Below are 20,043 nucleotides of genomic sequence, written 5' to 3' on the forward strand. Positions count from 1 at the left end.
CGCGCGATGAAAAAACAATTGACGCAAAAATGTTTTTTCACGATAAAAGACATTATCCTCAAACGGGCGCATGTCAATCCGCCCACACTCCCAGGTTTACCCAGGACAGCCGCCCGTGAACGCCGCAAGCACCATTCTTCTTTCCCCCGCCGACAATGTCGCGGTCGCCAATGGCCGCATCGAGATCGGTGCGGCGCTGCCCGGCGGCGCGGTTGCGGTGGCGGCGATCGACCCAGGGCACAAGGTGGCGATCAAGCCGATCGCGGCGGGCGAAGCGGTGGTGAAATATGCGCAGGCGATCGGCCGCGCCACTCAAGCCATCGCGCCGGGCGAGCACGTCCACTCGCACAATCTGGTGTTCGAGAGTGGCCGCCTGCCGGTGGTGCCGCCGAGCGAGGCCGAGCACGCCACCGAAGCGGACCGCAAGCGCACCTTCATGGGCTATCGCCGCGCCGATGGTCGCGCCGGAACGCGCAACTTCATCGGCATCATCGCCAGCGTCAATTGCTCGTCCACCGTCTGCCATGCGATCGCCGACGAGGCCAATCGCACGCTTTTGCCGAGATATCCCGGCATCGACGGTTTCGTGCCGATCGTCCACGGCCAGGGCTGCGGCATGAGCGCCACCGGCGACGGAATGATGGTGCTGCACCGCACGTTGGCCGGCTATGCACGCCACCCGAATTTCGGCGGCGTGCTGATGGTCGGTCTGGGCTGCGAGGTCAACCAGCTCACCCTTTATGGCCAAAAGGGCGTCGCGGCGGGAAAGCGGCACTTCAACATCCAGGAGGCCGGCGGCTCGCGCAAATCCGTCGAGCGGGCGATGGGCGTGCTGGCCGAGATTGCCGAGGACGTCGGCCAGTTGCAGCGCGAACCGATCCCGGTCAGCGAGATCGTCGTCGGCCTGCAATGCGGCGGCTCGGACGGCATGTCCGGCATCACCGCCAATCCGGCGCTGGGGGCGGCGGTCGATATTCTGGCCGGCTGCGGCGGCATCGGCATCCTGTCCGAGACGACCGAGATCTACGGCGCCGAGCATCTGCTTGCCTATCGCGCCGCCTCGCCCGAGATCGCAGCCAAGCTCGACGGCTTTGTGAAATGGTGGGAGGACCATACAGCCAAGCACGGCGCCTCGATCGACAATAATCCCTCGCCGGGCAACAAGCGCGGCGGCCTGACCACCATCCTGGAGAAGTCGCTGGGTGCTGTTGCCAAGGGCGGTCAGACGCCGCTCAACGGCGTCTTCGGTTACGCCGAGAAGGTCAGCGGCAGCGGCTTGGTGTTCATGGACACGCCCGGCTACGATCCGGTCTCGGCCACCGGCCAGGTGGCCGGCGGCGCCAATGTCATCGTCTTCACCACCGGCCGCGGCTCCTGCTTCGGCTGCCGTCCGACGCCGTCGATCAAGGTCGCCACGAACTCGACCATGTACCACCAGATGGAAGAGGACATGGACGTCAATTGCGGTGTCATCGCTTCCGGCGAGAAGACGATCGCCGGCATGGGCCGCGAGATCTTCGAGCTAATCATCGAGACGGCGTCCGGACGCAAGACCAAGAGCGAGGCGTTCGGCTACGGCGACAACGAGTTCGTGCCCTGGCATCTCGGCGCGACGCTCTAGATAGTCGAAACGACCGCCGGTCGAACGGCAAAGGGAGGCTTTGATGAACAAACGCCGGATCGGCGCGACCGCGCTCGAAGTCACCGAAGTCAGCTTCGGCGGCGCTGCCATCGGCGGCCTTTATCGCGCCTGTCCGCGCGAGCCCGCAATGGAAACGCTGCAAGCGGCCTGGGACGGCGGGCTGCGTTACTTCGACACCGCGCCCTTCTACGGCCTCGGCCTGTCGGAGCGGCGCACAGGCGATTTCCTGCGTGAGAAGCCGCGCTCCTCCTATGTGCTCTCGACCAAGGTCGGCCGCCTGTTCCGGCCGGTGCCGGAGGACCAGGTTCCCGATCACTCTTATGTCGACCCGCTGCCCTTCGCGCTCGACTACGACTATTCCTATGACGGCATCATGCGCTCGGTGGATTTTTCCTACGCGCGGCTCGGCCTCAACAAGATCGACATCCTGTTCGTCCACGACATCGGCGTCTACACGCATGGCGTCGAGAAGACGAAGCTGCATTTCCGTCAGCTGATGGACGGCGGGCTGAAGGCGCTGGAGGAGCTGAAATCGTCCGGCACGATTTCCGCCTACGGCCTTGGCGTCAACGAGGTCCAGATCTGCCTTGACGTGCTTCGCCGCGCGCCGCTCGACTGCATCCTGCTCGCCAGCCGCTATTCGCTGCTTGATCGCAGCGCCGAGGCCGACCTGCTGCCGCTTTGCCGCGAGCGGCGGACCTCGCTGATCATCGGCGGCGTCTTCAACTCGGGCATATTGGCGACGGGACCGGTGCATGGCGCGCATTTCGATTATCTGCCGGCGAGCAAGGATGTTCTCGACCGCGTCAGCGCAATGGAGCGCATCGCCATCGGAGGTGGCTATCCGCTGGCCGCTGCCGCGTTCCAATTCCCTCTGCACGAGCCTGTCGTTGCCTCGGTGCTGACCGGCACCGCCAAGCCCGCGAATCTGACGCGCAATCTCGAACTGCTGGATATCAAGGTGGCGGCGGCGGAATTTGCCAAATACGATCCTTATACGATCGTCCAGCAGCTTGGCTGAGATGCGGAGGACCCGGCAGACCGATCAGCTGCCACTCGTCACGAAAACGGCATGAGACAAAGCTTGCATCGATCCGGGCAATGCACTATCAAAATCCGGCAAATGTTTTTTATTGATAAAGTTCTGTTTGGCTCGCGCCTATCCAGATGGAGCTTCCGAACCTTCACCGGGCGACTTTAGGGAGGAACCTAATGAAATTCGTAACCAGCCTTCTCAACCGCCGCGCCTTCGTGGCTGTAGCCGCCGCCTCAATGCTCGCCGGTGCGATGCATCCGGCACCCGTCTCGGCGGCAGACGTGACCATCCCGATCATCGTCAAGGACACGACTTCGTTCTACTGGCAAATCGTGCTGGCCGGCGCCCGCAAGGCCGGCAAGGATCTCGGCATCAACGTGCCGGAACTCGGCGCCCAGGCCGAAACCGACGTCAACGGTCAGATCTCGATCCTCGAGAACGCCGTGGCCGGCAATCCGGCCGCGATCGTGATCGCGCCGACCGAAGCCAAGGCGCTCGGCAAGCCGATCGACGAGGCGGCGACCAAGGTCAAGGTCATCGGCATCGATTCCAGCGCCGAATCCAAGGCCTTCACCTCTTTCCTCACCACCGACAACGTCCAGGGCGGCCGTGTCGCGGCTGACGGTCTCGCCGCCGCGATCGGCGCCGCCAATGGCGGCAAGGTCGAGGGCAAGGTTGCGCTGATCACCGCGCTGCCCGGCGCCGGCTCGCTCGAGCAGCGCGCGCAAGGGTTCAAGGAACAGCTCAAGGCGAAATATCCCGGCCTCGAACTGGTCGCCGACAAATATGCCGACGGTCAGGCCACCACCGGCCTCAACATCGCGACCGACCTGATCACCGCCAATCCGGACCTCAAGGGCATCTTCGCCTCGAACCTGATCATGGCGCAGGGCGTTGGCCAGGCGATCGCCGAGAACAACCTCGCCGGCAAGGTGGCGCTGATCGGTTTCGATAGCGACGAGAAGCTGATCAAGTTCCTCAACGACGGCGTCATCTCCGGCCTCGTCGTCCAGGATCCGTACCGGATGGGCTACGACGGCATCAAGACCGCCTTAGCCGCCTCGAAGGGCGAGAAGGTCGAGGCCAATGTCGACACCGGCGCCAATCTCGTCACCAAGGACAACATGAAGGATCCGAAGATCGACGCGCTGCTCAACCCGAAGCTCAACTGATCTTCGCGACATTCGTTTCCGGGGCTTCGCCGCCCCGGAAACATCGCGGCGGACAGCTTGGAAATCCGCCGGCTTGCTTTAGGCTCTGCCTTCTAGATGCGCGCCAGACGCATCGCTGCGTATCCAACGGTTGGATCAATCTGGGAGGATTGTCATGACGTCGACGGCGCAGGAACTGCACCCGCCCCCCACGCTGAAACCGGGCAGGACCATCCTCGAGTTGAAAGGCCTGGAAAAGCGCTATCCCGGCACGCATGCGCTGAAGCCGGTGGACCTTGCCTTCAAGTCGGGCGAGATCCACGCCATCGTCGGCGAGAACGGCGCCGGCAAATCGACGCTGATAAAGCTTTTAACCGGCGTCATGCCGCGCACCTCCGGCGAAGTCGTCTGGGAAGGTAAACCCGAGGCGCTGGCCACGCCGCACGAGGCGATGGCGCTCGGCATCAATGCCGTCCACCAGGAGGTCGTGCTTTGCCGCCACCTCACCGTCGCCGCCAACATGTTCCTCGGCGAGGAGAATTCCCGCTTCGGTCTGTTGCAGCAGCGCGCCATGGTGAAGGAAGCGCAGAAGATCATCGATGGGCTCGGCTTCGACCTGCCCGCGCATGTTATGCTCGGCGACCTCACCATCGGCCAGCAGCAGCTGATCGCCGCCGCCCGCGCCACGGTACGCGGGACAAAGTTCCTCATCTTCGACGAGCCGACCGCCTACTTGACCCGCAAGGAGGCCGACCAGTTGTTCAAGCTGATCCGCCGGCTAAAGGGCGAAGGCGTCACCATCATCTATATCAGCCACCGCATGGAGGAGGTGTTCGAGCTTGCCGATCGCGTTTCGGTGCTGCGCGACGGCACGCTCGTCGGCACCCGCAACATAGCCGAGACCAGCGAGCCGGAACTGGTCAAGCTGATGATCAATCGCTCGATCGAGCAGATCTACCACAAGGAGCATTTCACGCCGGGCGCGACGATCGTCGAGACGCGGAATCTCTCCGGCAAGGGTTTCGAGAACGTCTCGGTGACTGTCCGCGCGGGCGAGATCGTCGGACTTTACGGCTTGATCGGAGCCGGCCGCAGCGAGTTCGTCACCACGCTTTACGGCCGCCACAGGAAGTCGGCCGGTCAGATCCTGTGGCAAGGCAAAGAGGTGCAAGTCAACTCCGAGCATGACGCGATAAGGCTCGGCATGGCCCTCGCCCCCGAAAGCCGCCGCGACCAAGGCCTTTGCCTCAACCTGCCGGTCGGCACGAATCTCAACCTGCCGATCTACAAGCGCATCTCGAGCAATCTTCTGATCTCAGGCTCGCGCGAGAAGGCCGAGGCCGATCGCCAGATAGCCGATCTCAGGATCAAGACGCCGACCCGCCACGCGCTGGCCTCCAGCCTGTCGGGCGGCAACCAGCAGAAGATCGTCATCGGCAAATGGCTGGCGCATGGCGCCAAGCTGTTCATCTTCGACGAGCCGACGGTCGGCGTCGATGTCGGCACCAAGGCCGAGATTTACCGGCTGTTCTCGACGCTTCTGTCCAAGGGCGCTGGCATCATCCTGATCTCGTCCTACCTGCCGGAAGTCTACGAGCTCGCCGACACGCTGCATGTGTTCCGCCGCGGCAAGCTGGTCGCCACGCATGGCTTCCGCACCGCCAGCCATGAGGACATTTTGGGCCAAGCGCTGGCCGAGAAACAAGAAAAGACGGGAGGACAAAAATGAGCACCGAGGCGATCCCCGCCGAAAAGCCGAAGCGCAATTACAACGCCTTGTTCGGGCTGACGCTGCTCGGCTTGTTGCTTTTGATGTGGATCGTGCTGGCGGTCGCCACACCCTCCTTCGCCACGACGCTCAACATCACCAATCTTTTGCGTCAGGGTTCGCTGATCGCCATCCTCGCGGTCGGCCAGACCTTCGTCATCATCACCGGCGGCATCGATCTCTCGGTCGGTGCCGTGGTCGGCTTCACCACCGTCATCGTGGCGCTTCTGATCAATGCCGGGTGGCCGATCTGGGCGGCTGTGCTCATTACCTTGCTCGCCGGGGTCGCCATCGGCCTGTTCCACGGCTTCGGCATCGTCAAGATGGGCCTGCCGCCCTTCATCATCACCCTGGCCACGATGACGTCGCTGCGCGGCATCGGCCTCTTGATGACCAACGGCAATTCGATCTCGATCAACAGCGACCCTTTCCAGGCCTTCTCGCGCGGCTCGCTGCTCGGCATCCCCTATCTGTTCTGGATGGTGATCCTGGTCGCCATACCGTCCTACGTGTTCCTGCACCACACGCGCTGGGGCCGCTATTTATTCTCGGTCGGCTCCAATGCGGAGGCCGCGCGCCTTTCCGGCGTGAACGTGCCGCGCACCATCTTCATGGCCTATATCCTGTCCGGCCTGCTCGCGGCTTTCGTGGGTGTGCTGCTTGCCTCGCGCATCGGCATCGGCAACCCGACCCAGGGCGACACCTATGAGCTGCAGGCTATCGCCTCGTCGGTGATCGGCGGCACCTCGCTGTTCGGCGCCATCGGCTCGGTGCATGGACCGCTGATCGGCTCCTTCATTCTTTCGACGATCAACAACGGCGCCAACCTGCTCAACGTCAACACCTTCTGGCAGCGCGTCATCACCGGCCTGCTGATCATCGTCATCGTCTACTTCGACGGCCTGCGCCGTCGTGGCAAATAATCGTTCCTGAAATGACGCGCCGGCCCCGATCGAGCGGGGCCGACGCCTCTTAAACACTGGATCAGCGCATGAAAGCCGTCGTCTGCCGCTCGCCTGGCGACCTTGTTCTCGAAGACCGCGCCGAACCCGGCGCGCCGCCGCCCGGCTGGGCGCGCATCGCAGTCAGCCATGTCGGCATCTGCGGCACCGACTATCACATCTTCGAAGGCAAGCACCCGTTCCTCGCCTATCCGCGCATCATGGGCCACGAGGTCTCGGGCACGGTCGTCGAGCGAGGTGACGGCGTCGAGCTTGCCATCGGCGAGCCGGTGATCATCAACCCGTATCTCGCCTGCGGCCAATGCGTTGCCTGCCGGCACGGCAAGCCGAACTGCTGCGTGCAGATCGAGGTGCTTGGCGTCCATCGCGACGGCGCCATGTGCGACGAGATCCTGGTGCCGGCGCAAAACCTTTATCCGGCAAATGGCCTATCGCTGGCCGATGCCGCCGCCGTCGAATTCCTGGCCATCGGCGCACACGCCGTGCGGCGCTCGCTGAGTGCGCCCGGCCAGCGCACGCTGGTCATCGGCGCCGGTCCGATCGGCCTTGGCACGGCACTGTTCGCCCGCATCGCCGGCCTCGATGTCAGCCTGCTCGACATGAGCACCGAACGGCTCGCTTTCGCCGAAAGCGAGCTCGGCTTTGCCGCGCTCGACGGCTCGAAAGCACAGGCAGCCGATCTGGTGCGGCAGGCGTCCGGCGGCGAAGGCTTCGACCTTGTGTTCGACGCCACCGGCAACACGCAGTCGGTGCAGTCCGCCTTCACCCATGTCGCGCATGGCGGAGCGCTGGTTTTGGTCAGCGTCGTCAAGGACGACATCACCTTCTCCGATCCCGAGTTTCACAAGCGCGAGATGACGCTGGTCGGCAGCCGCAATGCGCTCAGAGCAGACTTCGACCATGTCGCCGCCTCGATCCGCAACGGCGCCGTGCCGCTGGAGAAACTCGTCACCCACCGCACGACCCTTGCCGATACGCCGCGCGATCTAGCGCGCTGGGCGCACGAAAAATCCGGGTTGATCAAAGCGGTTATCGAGGTCGGATAGGGAGGCCCGACCCGCCCGTCGATGACGACCTCAGGGGTTGTCGCCCTTGATGACGACGTCGAAGGCTAGTCGGAGGCGACTGGCGTCCATGAGCGGTTGTTGCGCCATGCGCTGGCCAAGTCCGGCGTGCCGTTCTCGCCGCACAACCCGGCACACACCCACCACTATGCGAAGTCGACAAGACGGCGCGCCAAGACCGATCGTCTCGATGCCGCACAAACCTCGCAGCCGCTCAGGGTCCAAGAACTGGCCATCATCGCCGTTGCAAGGAAGCTCCTGGTCGTCCTCAATGCCATCATTCGAGACAAAACAGCCTTCGCATGAACACAGTAATGCCGTTCCCTAAGCCGTAGAATGCAGCCGGTGCAGAATTGCATCGTGGCGGAGCGTCGACGTCACGGAATGGGTCCTCGGGTCTCGGCGTCCGCTTCGCTCCCGCTCCGCCCGTGGATGACGAATGGAGAGGGCGTTTAAGCGGCAGCCTTCCACCCATCTCTGATATGCCGATACCCTTCGCGATAAACTGCCTCCGGGCTCTCTGCGAAATCCCGCCACACCTTGGTCGCAGCCGCCAGATCCTTCAGTGATCGGCCGAACGACTCGATCGTAAGCCAATCGTCATAGCCGCTCTTGCGGATCGCCGCGAAAGTTTCCTTCCAGGGGACGTGGCCGCGCCCCGGCACGCCGCGGTCGTTCTCCGAAATATGGATATGGACGACATTTTTGCGGTTGCGCGTATAGGCGCCGATCGGATCGGCCTCCTCGATATTGGCGTGAAAAGTGTCGTACATCGCCTTGATGTGCGGCCGGTCGATCGCGTCGACATGCTCGGACAGGTCGTCCATCGTGTTGACCAGATAGCACTCGAAGCGGTTCAGCGCCTCAAGCCCGATGGTGACGCCCCTCTTGCCGGCATGATCGCCAATGGCCCGCTGCGAGGTGACTGAGCGCTTCTTCTCGGCCGCTGTCGGCCCGCTGCCGGAAAAGGCGCCAAGCGTAGAATGCAGCGGCCCGCTCAGCCTGTCCGCGCCGAGCGCCGCGCTGCAGTCGATCGCCCATTTCATGTATTCGATGCCGGCCCTGCGCGTTGCGGCGTCGGGCGAGATCAGGTTCATCGCCGGGTCGCCCATCGCCGAGACCGCGGTGCGCTCCAGTCCGATGCGATCGAGCATCTCGCCGAGCTTCTTGTAGTCATCCGGTTCGCCCGCGAAGACCGGTATCTCGACGCCGTCGAAGCCGGTTGCCTTGATGTCCTTCAGCAGCGCCTCGTGCTTTTTCGAGACGCTCGTCGTCCACAAGAACATGCACATGCCGATTTTCATCGACACCCCTCCTCTGCGGCCAACCACTTGCGCTAGCGGGTCACACTCCCCCTCATCCGGCCCGTGCCGTCGCCGAGCCCGCCTTTATAGCCTCGTCCACGCCCCGTTCTTCCTCGACGACTTCACGCACGCCTCGATGAAGGCCATGCCTTCGACGCCGTCCGCGATCGTCGGGAAGGCGACATCCTTGGCAAGCTTGCCGCCCTTTTTGCGCGCCGCGCGGATGGCGCGGGCCGCTTCCTGGTAGATATTGGCGAAGCCTTCGAGATAGCCCTCCGGATGGCCGGAGGGCACGCGGCTGACGCGCGCCGCTACCGGCATCGCGCCGGCGCCCGCCCGGGTCAGCAACTGCTTCGGCTGGCCGAAGGGCGTGTACCAAAGATAGTTCGGGTCGGCCTGGACCCATTCGAGCCCGCCCTTCGAGCCGTAGATGCGCAGCTTCAGCCCGTTCTCGTGGCCGGGCGCCACCTGGCTCGCCCAGATCATGCCCTTGGCCGGATGCTTGTTGCCGACCGGCTTGAAGCGCAACAGCACATTGACGTTGTCGTCGAGCTGGCGTCCCGGCACGAAGGCGTCGAGATCGGCCGAAAGCGAATCGAGCTCCAGCCCCGAGACGAAGCGGGCGAGGTTGTAGGCGTGCGTGCCGATGTCGCCGAGCGCGCCGCCGGCGCCGGCCTGCTTGGGGTCGGAGCGCCATGAGGCCTGCTTCTGGCCGGTCGCGGCGAGGTCTTCGGTCAGCCAGTCCTGCGGATATTCCGACTGCACGATGCGGATGTCGCCGAGCATGCCCTTGGCCACCATCTCGCGCGCCTGCCGCACCATCGGATAGGCTGTGTAGTTGTGGGTGAGCACGAACACCTTTCCAGCCTTCTCGACCAGTGCGGCAAGCTTCTTCGCCTCGGCGAGCGAGGTCGCGAGCGGCTTGTCGCAGATGACGTGGATACCCGCCTCGAGGAAGGCTTTGGCCGCCGGCACATGCACATTGTTCGGCGTGACGATCGCCACTGCCTCGATGCCGTCCGGGCGTTTGGCTTCGGCCTTGGCCATCTCGGCATAGGAGCCGTAGCTGCGTGACGGATCGAGCCCGAGTTCTTCGGCCGAGGCCTTCGCGCGCGCCGGGTCCGACGACAGCGCGCCGGCCACCAGCACGAAGTCGTTGTCCATGCGCGCCGCAATCCGGTGCACCGCGCCGATGAAAGCGCCCTGCCCGCCGCCGACCATGCCGTAGCGGATCGGGCCGCCTCCCGTTTCCGATTTCGATGCGCCGACCATGCTTTCGTTCTCCCTCATGTTGGTTAGCTCCCCCTTGAGGGGAGGTCGATCCGCACAGCGGATCGGGTGGGGTCGCCGGGCGTGGATCTCGGCATGAAACCGACCCAGCCCGGCCCTTTGGGCCACTCTCCCCTCGAGGGGGAGGATAAAGGTGCTAAATCCCCATCATCGCGCGCAGCAGCTTCTTGTCGCTGGTGCCGCCGGCGAAATCATCAAAGGCCCTTTCGGTGACCCGGATGATATGATGCTGGATGAAGGGTGCGCCTTCGGCCGCGCCGTCCTCGGGATGCTTGAGGCAGCATTCCCATTCCAGCACCGCCCAGGAATCGTAGTTGTACTGGGTGAGCTTGGAGAAGATGCCGCTGAAATCGACCTGCCCGTCGCCGAGGGAACGGAAACGCCCGGCCCGGTTCACCCAGCCCTGATAGCCCGAATAGACGCCTTGCCGCCCCGTCGGGTTGAACTCGGCATCCTTGACGTGGAAGGCCTTGATCCGCTCGTGGTAGATGTCGATGAACTCGAGATAGTCGAGCTGCTGCAACAGGAAGTGCGACGGGTCGTAATTGATGTTGCAACGCTTGTGGCCGCCGACCGCGTCGAGGAACATCTCGAAGGTCGCGCCGTCGAACACGTCCTCGCCTGGATGGATTTCGTAGCCGATATCGACGCCGTTCTCATCATAGACGTCGAGGATCGGCTCCCAGCGCTTGCCAAGCTCGGCAAACGCTTCCTCGATCAGCCCAGGCGGCCGCTGTGGCCACGGATAGAGGTACGGGAAGGCGAGCGCGCCGCTGAAGCTTACCGACGCCTGGAGGCCGAGATTCTTCGATGCTTTGGCGCCGAATTCCATCTGCTCGACCGCCCATTTCTGCCGGGCCTTCGGATTGTTGTGCACCTCGGGTGGCGCAAACCCGTCGAACTGCGCGTCGTAAGCCGGATGCACCGCCACCAACTGCCCCTGCAGGTGCGTCGACAGTTCGGTAATCTCGACGCCGGCTTCAGTGCAGATGCCCTTGACCTCGTCGCAATAGGTTTTCGATGACGCCGCCTTTTTCAGATCGAACAGGCGTCCGTCCCAGGTCGGGATCTGTACGCCCTTGTAGCCGAGCCCGGCCGCCCATTTGGTGATCGAAGCCAGCGAATTGAACGGCGCGGCGTCGCCCGCGAACTGCGCCAGAAACAGGCCGGGACCCTTCATCGTCGTCGGCATCGGCATCCTCCCTCTCTCGTTTTCATGGACCAAGCATAGCGCCGATTGAAGCGAGGGCTAGCCTCTTCGACCGTTCGTCTCGGCGCCGACAAGCAGCGGCATTCTGGTATTACCAAATACGGCTGTTTGGTCAAGCGGCCAGAAACAGCTGGAATGCGATCCGCACGATTGCCGAAAGGTATCTTAATCTATTCAAATCAAAGCATTGACTGATGAGTTGAGCCCAATAGGTGGTCTCCTTGCCGTTACTGTGAATTTGCTGTAGAGGTTCTGTCAGGCCCAATTGGTCGAACCAGTTTCGAGAAAAAACACTGGAACGCCGTGGGGAGGAGATCATGCGACGGGCTCGGTGGAGAACGTCGCGAAAAACGTGACAGGCGAATTCTGGGAAGGACAGACCATGCATCTTTCGACGCACAACTGGATGCGGGCGGAGCCGCTGGAGGTGACGCTGGAGCGCATCAAGAAGTTCGGCTACGAGTCGATCGAGATTTCCGGTGAGCCCGAGCAGTACAAAACCAAGGAAACGCGCGCGCTCCTGAAGGAGCACGGCATACGTTGCTGGGGTTCGGTGACGCTGATGCTGGGCGAACGCAACCTTGCCGCCAAGAACCAGGGCCAGCGCGAGCGATCGGTACAATATGTCAAAGACGTGCTGACCATGGTGAGCGAGCTTGACGGCGAGATCATCACGCTGGTTCCCGCCACCGTCGGCAAGGTGGTGCCCGACGGCACGGAGGCGGAAGAGTGGGGCTGGGTGGTGGACGCCACGCGCGAATGCTTCGCGCATGCCAAGAAGGTCGGCGTCAAGATCGCCGTCGAGCCGCTCAACCGCTTCGAGACCTACCTCTTCAATCGTGGTGCCCAGGCGCTCGCGCTCGCGGATGCGGTGAGCCCGGAATGCGGCGTCTGCCTCGACGCCTACCACATCCATATGGAGGAATTTAACGTCTATGACGCCATCCGCCAGGTCGGCAAGCGCCTCTACGACTTCCATGTCGCCGACAACAACCGCTTCGCCGCGGGTCTCGGCCAGATCGACTGGCCGAAGATCGTCGGCACGCTGAAGGAGATCGGCTATGACGGCGCGCTGACCAACGAGTTCGTCGCGCCGGTCGACCGCACGCCGGCCGCCCCCTATCCGGAGATGGTGGAGCGCAACCCGGTCGACATCTCGCCCGAGCAGCTCAAATTCATCCAGGATCACGGCTCCAGCGTGCTCACCGAGAAGTTCTACACCGATCAGATGCGCATCACCGCCGAAACGCTGCTGCCGCTGATCAAGTAGACGGTCCGATTTGGAGCTTAGCCCTACCGTCCTGGCCGGGCGGCGGGCCGGGGATCAAGATGCGTATAAAAAGCGTCCAGGCCTGGTGGGTTCGTATACCGATCGAAGTCGCAAAGCAGCATCGCAGCGACTTCGGTCAGGTGACGACGTTCGACGCCGCCATCCTGCGCGTCGAGACCGACGACGGCCTGGTCGGCTGGGGCGAGGGCAAGAACGCCGCCGGCAGCGCCGGCAGCTATGGCGCGCTGGTCCACATGCTGAACCACGAAATTGCGCCGCAGCTCATCGGCCGTGATCCGGCCGATATCGGCATCATCTGGGAGATGCTCTACAACGGCGTGCGACACCACACGGCGGCCCATGCCGGCCATGCCATGCCCCAGCTGGCGCGGCGCGGCATGAGCGTGGCGGCGATCAGCGCGGTCGACATCGCGCTTTGGGACATCCTCGGCAAGTCGCTGGGGCAGCCGGTCTGGCGGCTGCTCGGCGGCCGCAAGGTCGAGCGCATGCAAGCCTATGCCTCGGGCGGCTGGGCGCCAGCCGATACCATCGGCGACCAGCTCAAATCCTATATCGCCAAAGGCGGTTTCAAGGCGCTGAAGATGCGCATCGGCGCCATGGACGGCGCCCCACATATCTCGGCCGCGCGCGTCCGCGCCGCCAGGGAAGCGATCGGTCCTGACGTCGAACTGATGGTGGACGCGCACGGCACCTACACCGTCGCCGAGGCCAAGCGCTTCATCAGCCTCACCGCCGATCTCGATCTGGCTTGGTTCGAGGAGCCGGTGATCGCCGACGACAAGCACGGTATGGCCGAGGTGCGCGCGTCCGGTTCGACCCCGATCGCCACCGGCGAGAGCGAGGCGACCCGCTATGCCTTTCGCGATCTGGCCGTGCTGAAATCGGCCGACATCTTCCAGCCTGATCCCGCCTTCTGCGGCGGCATCAGCGAGGCGATGAAGATCGGCACCATCGCCAGCGCCTTCAACCTGCGCTTCGCGCCGCATCTGTGGGCCGGCGCGCCCTGCTTCTTCGCCGGACTGCATGTCTGCGCGGCTTCCCCCGCGACCTTCATCGTCGAGTATTCGCTGGGCGCCAATCCGATGATCCACGATCTCGTCGAGGAGACTGTCGAAGCAAAGGACGGTATGATAGCGATCCCTGAAAAGCCCGGATTGGGTTTCACCGTTTCGGAGCGATTCCTGGAGGCGCACGCGCTACGCATTTGACGATGAAAGAAAAGAACCTTCTTGCGGAACTCGCCGCCTATCTGTTCTCCAACTCGGACAAGGAGTCGGGCCGCACGCCGTCGGAGCGCGAGCTGGCGGAGCATTTCGCCGTCAGCCGCGGCCAGATCCGCGAGGCGCTTGCCATCCTCGAAGCGATGCGCATCGTCGAGCGCCGCGCCAAGTCCGGCATCTATATCGATACCAAGCAGGCGAGCGTGGAAGCGTTAGCGCTTTTCGCCCGCGCGGGCCTGCCGCTGGATCCGGTGCAGATCTACGAGACCGTCGAGCTGCGCAAGCTCCACGAGATCAAGGCGGCCGAGCTTGCCTGCTCACGCGCCACCGAGGAGAATTTCGAGCGGCTGCGCGAGATCCTGAAGGCTTCCGAGGAGCGCATCGCCGCCGGCGAAGGCCTCGCCAAGGAAGACCGCGAGTTCCACCTCGAGATCGTGCGAGCGACCAAGAACGGCGTCTTTCACAACATCTGCAGCGTCTACTACCTGATGGGCGAGCAGCGCCTGCCGATCTATTTCAACGATCTGGAGCGCAGCATGCGCTCGCATGCCGAACACATCCAGATCTACGAGGCGCTGTTGCGCCGCGACGGCAACCTCGCCCAGGCGCTGATGAGTGCGCACCTGCAAGGGGCCGAGAGCTACTGGAAGGGGATCATCGAAGGTCGCTGGACCGAGCCGAAAAGCGCGGCGCTCGAAAGGGCCTGAGCTTCATGCGCAAGATCCTGTCGACGCACCCGCTACATCCGCGCGCGACAAGCATGCTGGCGGGAGCCGGCCGGCTGGTCGTCGCCTCCGCGCTCGATGCAAAAACGCTGGCTGCCGAGGCGAAAGACGCCGACATCGTCATCGTCCGAGCGCCGCTGCCGCCGGAGCTGTTCGCAGGCGCGTCCCTGTTGCGCGCCGCGATCCGCCATGGCGCGGGACTGGACATGATCCCGGTCGAGGCGGCCACCGCCGCCGGCGTGCTGGTGGCGAACGTGCCGGCCGTCAATGCCCGCTCGGTGGCCGAACATGTGGTGTTCACGGCGCTGGCGCTGCTCAGGCGCTTCCGCATCATGGATCGCGACCTGCGCGCCAAGGGCTGGCTCGCCGGGCGCGAGCACGCCAATTCAACCAGCGAGCTCGCCGGCAAGACGATCGGCATTGTCGGCCTCGGCGCCGTCGGCCAGGCCGTCGGCCACATCGCCGCGCACGGCTTCGACCTCAAGGTCGTGGCGACGACGCGCAGCCTGCGCCCGGCGCCCGAGCGCGTCGGTTTCCTGTCGATAGACGCGCTGGTCGAGCAGAGCGACATCATCGTGCTCTGCTGCCCGCTGACCGAGGAGACGCGCGGCCTGATCAGCCGCGAGCGCATCGCCCGCATGAAGCCCAATGCGCTGTTGATCAATGTCTCGCGCGGGCCGGTGGTCGATGACGAGGCGCTGATTGAAGCGTTGCGAAAAGGCCGTATCGGCGGTGCGGCGCTCGACGTCTTTGCGACCCAGCCGCTGCCGCCGAGCCATCCCTATTTCAGCTTCGACAACGTCATCATCACTCCGCATATGGCCGGCATCACCGAGGAATCGATGATGCGCATGGGCGTCGGCGCTGCGAACGAGGCCTTGCTGGTGCTTGCCGACAAGCTGCCGGTCAACCTGCGGAATCCGGAAGTGATCGAGCGTTACCGTCGGCGCTTTCCGGCCGACTGATTGCGCCGCTGCACCACCTCAACCGCTCAGCAAAGCCTCCACCGCGGCAGCAATTCCGAGCAGACGTCGGTCGTGCCCATGCCTCGCCACCAGCATCAGCCCGGCCGGCAGCTTGGTGCCCGGCATCGGCAGCGAGATTGCACAGAGATCGAACTGGTTGGCGACCTGCGTGTTGCGCAGGAGCAAGCCTTCCGTCCTGTCGCGTAGCGCTTCGTCGCCGGCCATCGCCACGATCGACGGCGCGACCATCGGCACGGTCGGCAGAGCAAGCGCGTCGACCGCTTGCAGCCGTTCCGTCATGGCCGCGACCAGTTCCGCCCGGCGACGGATTGTCCTGATATAGGCGGAAGCGGGAACCGTCCGCGCGCGCGACAAAGGCCCGCTGACATGTGGGTCGACGGGCACCGAGGCCCCGGTCGCCAGCCAGTCGGCATGCACCTCCGCACCCTCCATCGACGCGATCGAGGCGCGCATGGTCGCCGCGCGCATCCCGCCAATGAGGTCATCGATCGATAGATCGGCAACGCGCGCCCCTGCCCGCTCCATCTGGCTGGTGCACGCCTCAAAGGCCGCGGCGACGTCGGCTTGCGTGTCATCAAAGAGCCGGCCGCGCGGAACACCGATGCGCAGACCGGCGAGCGGGATCGGTTGAAGCGCCATCGGCTCCTCCCCCGCCATGATCGCGTCGGCAACCGCGCAATCACCGACGCTGCGGGCGAGCGGCCCGATCGAATCCAGTGTCGCCGACAACGGAAAGGCGCCGTCCAAAGGCACGCGCCGGGCCGTCGGCTTGAAGCCGACGACGCCGTTGAGCGAGGCCGGGATGCGAACCGAGCCGCCCGTGTCCGAGCCGATCGAGATCTGGCTGCTGCCTTCGCCCACCGCAACGCCGGCGCCCGATGAAGAACCGCCCGGGATCAGGCTGGCATCCGCCGCATTGCCCGGTGTGCCGTAGTGCAGGTTGTCGCCGATCGCGGTGAAGGCGAATTCGGTCATGTTGGTCTTGCCGAGGATCACTGCGCCCGCCTGGCGCAGCCGGCGCACGATCGCCGCGTCCTGCGCGGCGGGCTGAGCACCGGCGAGCATCGCCGAGCCTGCCCGGGTCGGCTCGCCGGCGACATCGAACAGATCCTTGATCGACACGACCACGCCATCGAGCGGCCCGAGGCAGACCCCGGCTCTTTGCCGCGCGTCGGCTGCATCCGCTGCGGCGAGCGCCGCCTGCGCATACTGCTTGACGTAGACCTTTTCGTCAGCCGCGCGATTGGCAAGACGTGACAGGATGATTTCGAGACGGTCGCGCACGGATTGCATGTCGATGTCGGACTCCGCAAGGATGCAACGTCTTTTAAGGCAGCCAATTTGGCTAGCGGATGGATAACCCGGCAAGGGTGCCTTTGCACCTGCCAGCGATAGGAAGAGACTGATGCTGTACAAAGGCAGTTGCCACTGCGGCAAGGTGGCTTTCGAGGTCGCAGGCGAGCTCGGCGGCGCGGTGCGCTGCAACTGCTCGATCTGCGCGCGCAAGGGGGCGCTGCTCTGGGCCGTGCCACACGCCAGCATGCGCCTGGTTGCCTGGGGCGACGACCTCGGCAAATACACCTTCGGCAAGGGCTCGATCGCGCATCGCTTCTGCCGGACCTGCGGCATCCATCCCTTCGCCGAGGATGTCAGTCAAGGCAGCGAGCGCAGCGCCTACATCAACATCAATTGCCTCGACGGCATCGATCTCGCCGCTATCGAGGTTTTCGAGTTCGACGGCCGCTCGGCTTAGCCCAGACTGCATCGCCCTGCCGACAAGCCGGCCGTACCGGCTGGCTTGTCGGCGTCCAAGGTTATTCAGCCTGTTTCGGCCCGACGGCGAAAGTCACCAGCGCTGCGAGCAGCGTTGCCATGGCACCGTAGCCGAATGCGCTGGCGACGCCGGCATGGTCGACCAGCAGGCCGCCGAAGACTGCGCCCAGCGCGATCGCCACCTGGAACGTCGCGACCATCAGGCCGCCGGCGCTCTCGGCCTGGTCGGGAGCGGCGCGCACCAGCCAAGTCTGCAGCCCGACCGGCACCGCGCCGAAGGCAAAGCCCCATGCCGCAACTGCGATTGCCGCAATCACCGGTGAAGCGCCGATGGTGAGCATGGCAAGCGCCGACAGCGCGATCAGCAGCGGCGCCAGTCCGACCGCAAGCTTCAGATTGCGCTCGGCCAGGAAAGCGCCGGCGAAATTGCCGAAGAAGCCGCCGATGCCATAGGCGAGCAGAACCAGCGAGATGGTCTCGATCGGCATGACCGGCACCGTCTCCAGGAATGGCCGCACATAGGTGAAGCCGGCAAACTGTCCCGAGGCGACGAGCAGCACGACCAGCAGGGCGATGCGGATCGTCCGCCGCTTCAGTACCTCGATCAGCGTGCGAAAGCTCGCCACGGCCGTCGGCGGCAGGCTGGGGATGGTGGCAAGCTGTACGAGCAGCGTCAGCGCGCCGACGACCGCCGCGATCATGAAGGCCGTACGCCAGCCCCAGATGTCGCCGACATAGGCGCCGACCGGCGCCGCGGTGACGGTCGCCACCGATACGCCGGTCAGGATGATCGACATTGCGCGCGGCATCAGCCGCATCGGCACCAGTCGCATCGCCATGGCGGCCGACATCGACCAGAAGCCGCCGAGCGCGACGCCCAGCACCACGCGGGCCAGAAGCAGCATTGTGAGCGAGGAGGCGAAGGCGGCAAGCAGGTTGGAGACGATCAGAAGCAAGGTGAGCAGCCACATGACCAGCCTGCGGTCCAGCCGCTTGGTGACGATGGCCATCGTGGGTGCTGCGATCGCGCCGACGACGGCCGTCGCCGTCACGGCCTGGCCGGCGGCGCCTTCGCTGACGCCGAGATCCTGCGCCAGCCGCGTCAGCAGGCTAGCGGGCAGAAATTCGGCGGTCACCAAGCCAAACACGCCGAGCGCCAGCGAGACCACCGCGCCCCATACAGGCTCGCTTCGCTCCTCGGCTTCGGTTCTATCGAGAACAGCGGCATCGATGACGCCTGTGGCGGGTTCGGTCATGGGAAATCTCCGATCTGTTTTGCGGCGCCATTTGGAAGACCGCCAGTTCGGGATCCACCCGTTACAGGCCTGGCGCGCGACGCTGCAGTGCAACATAGGGAGTGACCGGCTGGAGTTTCCATGCTAGAAACGCCGGAATGAATTACAATTCGTCCAAAACCACATTCCCGGCGTCCGGCGATCCGCTGACCGACATGCTGCGCGGATTGCGGCTCGACGGCGTCGACTATGGCCGCTGCGTGCTGGGCGAACCGTGGGCCGTTTCCTTCCCCGCGCAGAAGGCGGCGCGGTTCCATTTCATCGGCCAACAGGGCTGCTGGCTGTTCTCACCGGCCAAGGAATGGATCGAGCTCTCTGTCGGCGACGCGCTCTTGATCCCGCGTGGCGATGAGCATGTGCTGGCGAGCGCGCCGGGCGTTCCGCCCGTGCCGATCGGCCGCTATACGATCGAGCCGGTCTGCGAGAACATCTATGACGTCTCCAACGGCTGCGACGGCTGCAAGACCTTGCTGTTTTGCGGCAGCATGCATTTCAATCTCGACGGCTCGCATCCGCTGCTCGACATGATGCCCGACCTGATGCAGGCGCATAAGCTGATGGCGAACGCGCCGGGCATCCAGCATCTGCTCGATGCGATGGCTGGCGAGGTGACGATGGACCGGGTCGGCTCGGGCGGCATTCTCGCCCGCCTGGCTGACGTGCTCGCCGCCACAATCATCCGCTCCTGGGTAGAGAACGGCTGCGGCGACGCGACCGGATGGATCGCCGCGGTGCGCAATCCTGACGTCGGCAAGGTGCTCGCCGCTATTCATCTGCAGCCCGACCGGGATTGGACGGTCGGGGCCCTGGCCCGATTGATGGGCGCGTCTCGCTCCGCCTTCGCGCAGCGCTTCGCCACCGTGGTCGGCGAGACGCCGGCCAAATATGTGCTGCGCGTGCGCATGCATCAGGCGCGGCAATGGCTCGCCCGCGACGGCATGCGGGTGTCTGTCGTGGCGGCGAAACTGGGCTACGATTCGGAAGCTTCCTTCAGCCGCGCCTTCAAGCGGGTGATGGGTGTCGCGCCGAGCCATCTGCGCAATGGCGGCGGCGAGCAATCCTGACAGCCGGCGTTCAGGACGCTACCACGCTGGAGGAATTGCCAAGTCTTTTGGACGACGCGTCATTCTTCACCGACAGGGATTGCCTAAGCTGAGCCGAGGAGGAACCGCTCATGGCTAGAGCGGCGGATTTTCATGTGCGTCCATAGCCTGCGGCAGTGAAGTAGTTTCTGCATTCTGTTGGGGATAACAGATTGCAGATATCGCCGATGGCCTGCCACAGGGCGTCGATGGTTCTGATGGCCTTTGCGCGCAGATGCGCCTT

Annotated in this window: 17 protein-coding genes and 2 pseudogenes; 13 read left to right on the forward strand and 6 right to left on the reverse strand. The window is 64.4% G+C overall.

Annotated features, from left to right (window positions below):
* Positions 1-115 precede the first annotated feature (115 nt).
* From P9228_RS14565 to P9228_RS14595, 7 genes and pseudogenes are all read left to right on the forward strand, one after another.
* Entirely contained in the window at positions 116-1,621 is a 1,506-nt protein-coding gene (locus tag P9228_RS14565; protein ID WP_278054015.1) for an altronate dehydratase family protein, read from the forward strand.
* 43 nt (positions 1,622-1,664) lie between these two features.
* Positions 1,665-2,663: an aldo/keto reductase gene (locus P9228_RS14570; protein ID WP_278054016.1), complete on the forward strand. Its 999-nt coding sequence runs from the start codon at positions 1,665-1,667 to the stop codon at positions 2,661-2,663.
* 191 nt (positions 2,664-2,854) lie between these two features.
* Positions 2,855-3,850 carry an ABC transporter substrate-binding protein gene (locus P9228_RS14575; protein WP_095823526.1) on the forward strand — a complete coding sequence of 332 codons (996 nt, stop codon included), beginning with the start codon at positions 2,855-2,857 and terminating at the stop codon, positions 3,848-3,850.
* A gap of 154 nt (positions 3,851-4,004) precedes the next feature.
* The gene (locus P9228_RS14580; RefSeq protein WP_095800596.1) at positions 4,005-5,558 is read left to right on the forward strand and encodes a sugar ABC transporter ATP-binding protein; all 1,554 of its coding nucleotides are present in this window, start codon (positions 4,005-4,007) and stop codon (positions 5,556-5,558) included.
* Complete coding sequence (locus tag P9228_RS14585; protein WP_067004136.1) at positions 5,555-6,520, forward strand: ABC transporter permease; 966 nt, start codon at positions 5,555-5,557, stop codon at positions 6,518-6,520. Before P9228_RS14580 ends, P9228_RS14585 begins: the two co-directional genes overlap by 4 nt.
* 68 nt (positions 6,521-6,588) lie before the next feature.
* Positions 6,589-7,605, forward strand: coding sequence for a zinc-binding alcohol dehydrogenase family protein (locus P9228_RS14590; RefSeq protein ID WP_278054018.1), 1,017 nt, complete (start codon positions 6,589-6,591; stop codon positions 7,603-7,605).
* Positions 7,606-7,689: 84 nt separating this feature from the next.
* Positions 7,690-7,929 (forward strand): annotated as a pseudogene (locus tag P9228_RS14595) (transposase); the annotation flags it as partial.
* 146 nt (positions 7,930-8,075) lie between these two features.
* On the opposite strand, the gene P9228_RS14600 reads toward P9228_RS14595, so the two are convergent.
* The 3 genes from P9228_RS14600 to P9228_RS14610 all read right to left on the reverse strand — a co-directional run bounded on the left by P9228_RS14600 (position 8,076) and on the right by P9228_RS14610 (position 11,409).
* Positions 8,076-8,927, reverse strand: coding sequence for a sugar phosphate isomerase/epimerase (locus P9228_RS14600; protein WP_067318957.1), 852 nt, complete (start codon positions 8,925-8,927; stop codon positions 8,076-8,078).
* An 84-nt stretch (positions 8,928-9,011) separates the two neighbouring features.
* Complete coding sequence (locus tag P9228_RS14605) at positions 9,012-10,199, reverse strand: Gfo/Idh/MocA family oxidoreductase (RefSeq protein WP_127215391.1); 1,188 nt, start codon at positions 10,197-10,199, stop codon at positions 9,012-9,014.
* Positions 10,200-10,353: 154 nt separating this feature from the next.
* Positions 10,354-11,409: a sugar phosphate isomerase/epimerase gene (locus tag P9228_RS14610; protein ID WP_127247067.1), complete on the reverse strand. Its 1,056-nt coding sequence runs from the start codon at positions 11,407-11,409 to the stop codon at positions 10,354-10,356.
* A gap of 400 nt (positions 11,410-11,809) precedes the next feature.
* Between P9228_RS14610 and P9228_RS14615 the strand changes: the two genes are divergently transcribed.
* The 4 genes from P9228_RS14615 to P9228_RS14630 are packed head-to-tail and all read left to right on the forward strand — an operon-like array spanning position 11,810 to position 15,628.
* Complete coding sequence (locus tag P9228_RS14615; protein ID WP_278054019.1) at positions 11,810-12,697, forward strand: sugar phosphate isomerase/epimerase; 888 nt, start codon at positions 11,810-11,812, stop codon at positions 12,695-12,697.
* A 59-nt stretch (positions 12,698-12,756) separates the two neighbouring features.
* On the forward strand, positions 12,757-13,926 hold the full coding sequence (locus P9228_RS14620; protein ID WP_095800600.1) for a mandelate racemase/muconate lactonizing enzyme family protein: 1,170 nt from the start codon (positions 12,757-12,759) through the stop codon (positions 13,924-13,926).
* 2 nt (positions 13,927-13,928) lie between these two features.
* Positions 13,929-14,645, forward strand: coding sequence for a FadR/GntR family transcriptional regulator (locus tag P9228_RS14625; RefSeq protein ID WP_278054020.1), 717 nt, complete (start codon positions 13,929-13,931; stop codon positions 14,643-14,645).
* A 5-nt stretch (positions 14,646-14,650) separates the two neighbouring features.
* A complete protein-coding gene (locus tag P9228_RS14630; protein ID WP_278054021.1) occupies positions 14,651-15,628 on the forward strand; it encodes a hydroxyacid dehydrogenase in 978 nt (325 codons plus the stop codon).
* Between the two features lie 18 nt (positions 15,629-15,646).
* Here P9228_RS14630 and P9228_RS14635 read toward each other — a convergent pair whose 3' ends face one another.
* Positions 15,647-16,942: an amidase gene (locus P9228_RS14635; protein WP_127247071.1), complete on the reverse strand. Its 1,296-nt coding sequence runs from the start codon at positions 16,940-16,942 to the stop codon at positions 15,647-15,649.
* A 112-nt stretch (positions 16,943-17,054) separates the two neighbouring features.
* On the opposite strand from P9228_RS14635, the gene P9228_RS14640 reads away from it, so the two are divergent.
* Entirely contained in the window at positions 17,055-17,402 is a 348-nt protein-coding gene (locus P9228_RS14640) for a GFA family protein (protein ID WP_095823532.1), read from the forward strand.
* Positions 17,403-17,463: 61 nt separating this feature from the next.
* On the opposite strand, the gene P9228_RS14645 is transcribed toward P9228_RS14640, so the two are convergent.
* Positions 17,464-18,678, reverse strand: coding sequence for an MFS transporter (locus P9228_RS14645; RefSeq protein ID WP_095823533.1), 1,215 nt, complete (start codon positions 18,676-18,678; stop codon positions 17,464-17,466).
* Positions 18,679-18,815: 137 nt separating this feature from the next.
* Between P9228_RS14645 and P9228_RS14650 the strand changes: the two genes are divergently transcribed.
* Positions 18,816-19,781 carry an AraC family transcriptional regulator gene (locus tag P9228_RS14650; RefSeq protein ID WP_067318977.1) on the forward strand — a complete coding sequence of 322 codons (966 nt, stop codon included), beginning with the start codon at positions 18,816-18,818 and terminating at the stop codon, positions 19,779-19,781.
* 130 nt (positions 19,782-19,911) lie between these two features.
* On the opposite strand, the pseudogene P9228_RS14655 reads toward P9228_RS14650, so the two are convergent.
* Positions 19,912-20,043 (reverse strand): annotated as a pseudogene (locus tag P9228_RS14655) (IS630 family transposase); the annotation flags it as partial.

The organism is Mesorhizobium sp. WSM4898 (genome assembly GCF_029625845.1).
Lineage (GTDB): Bacteria > Pseudomonadota > Alphaproteobacteria > Rhizobiales > Rhizobiaceae > Mesorhizobium.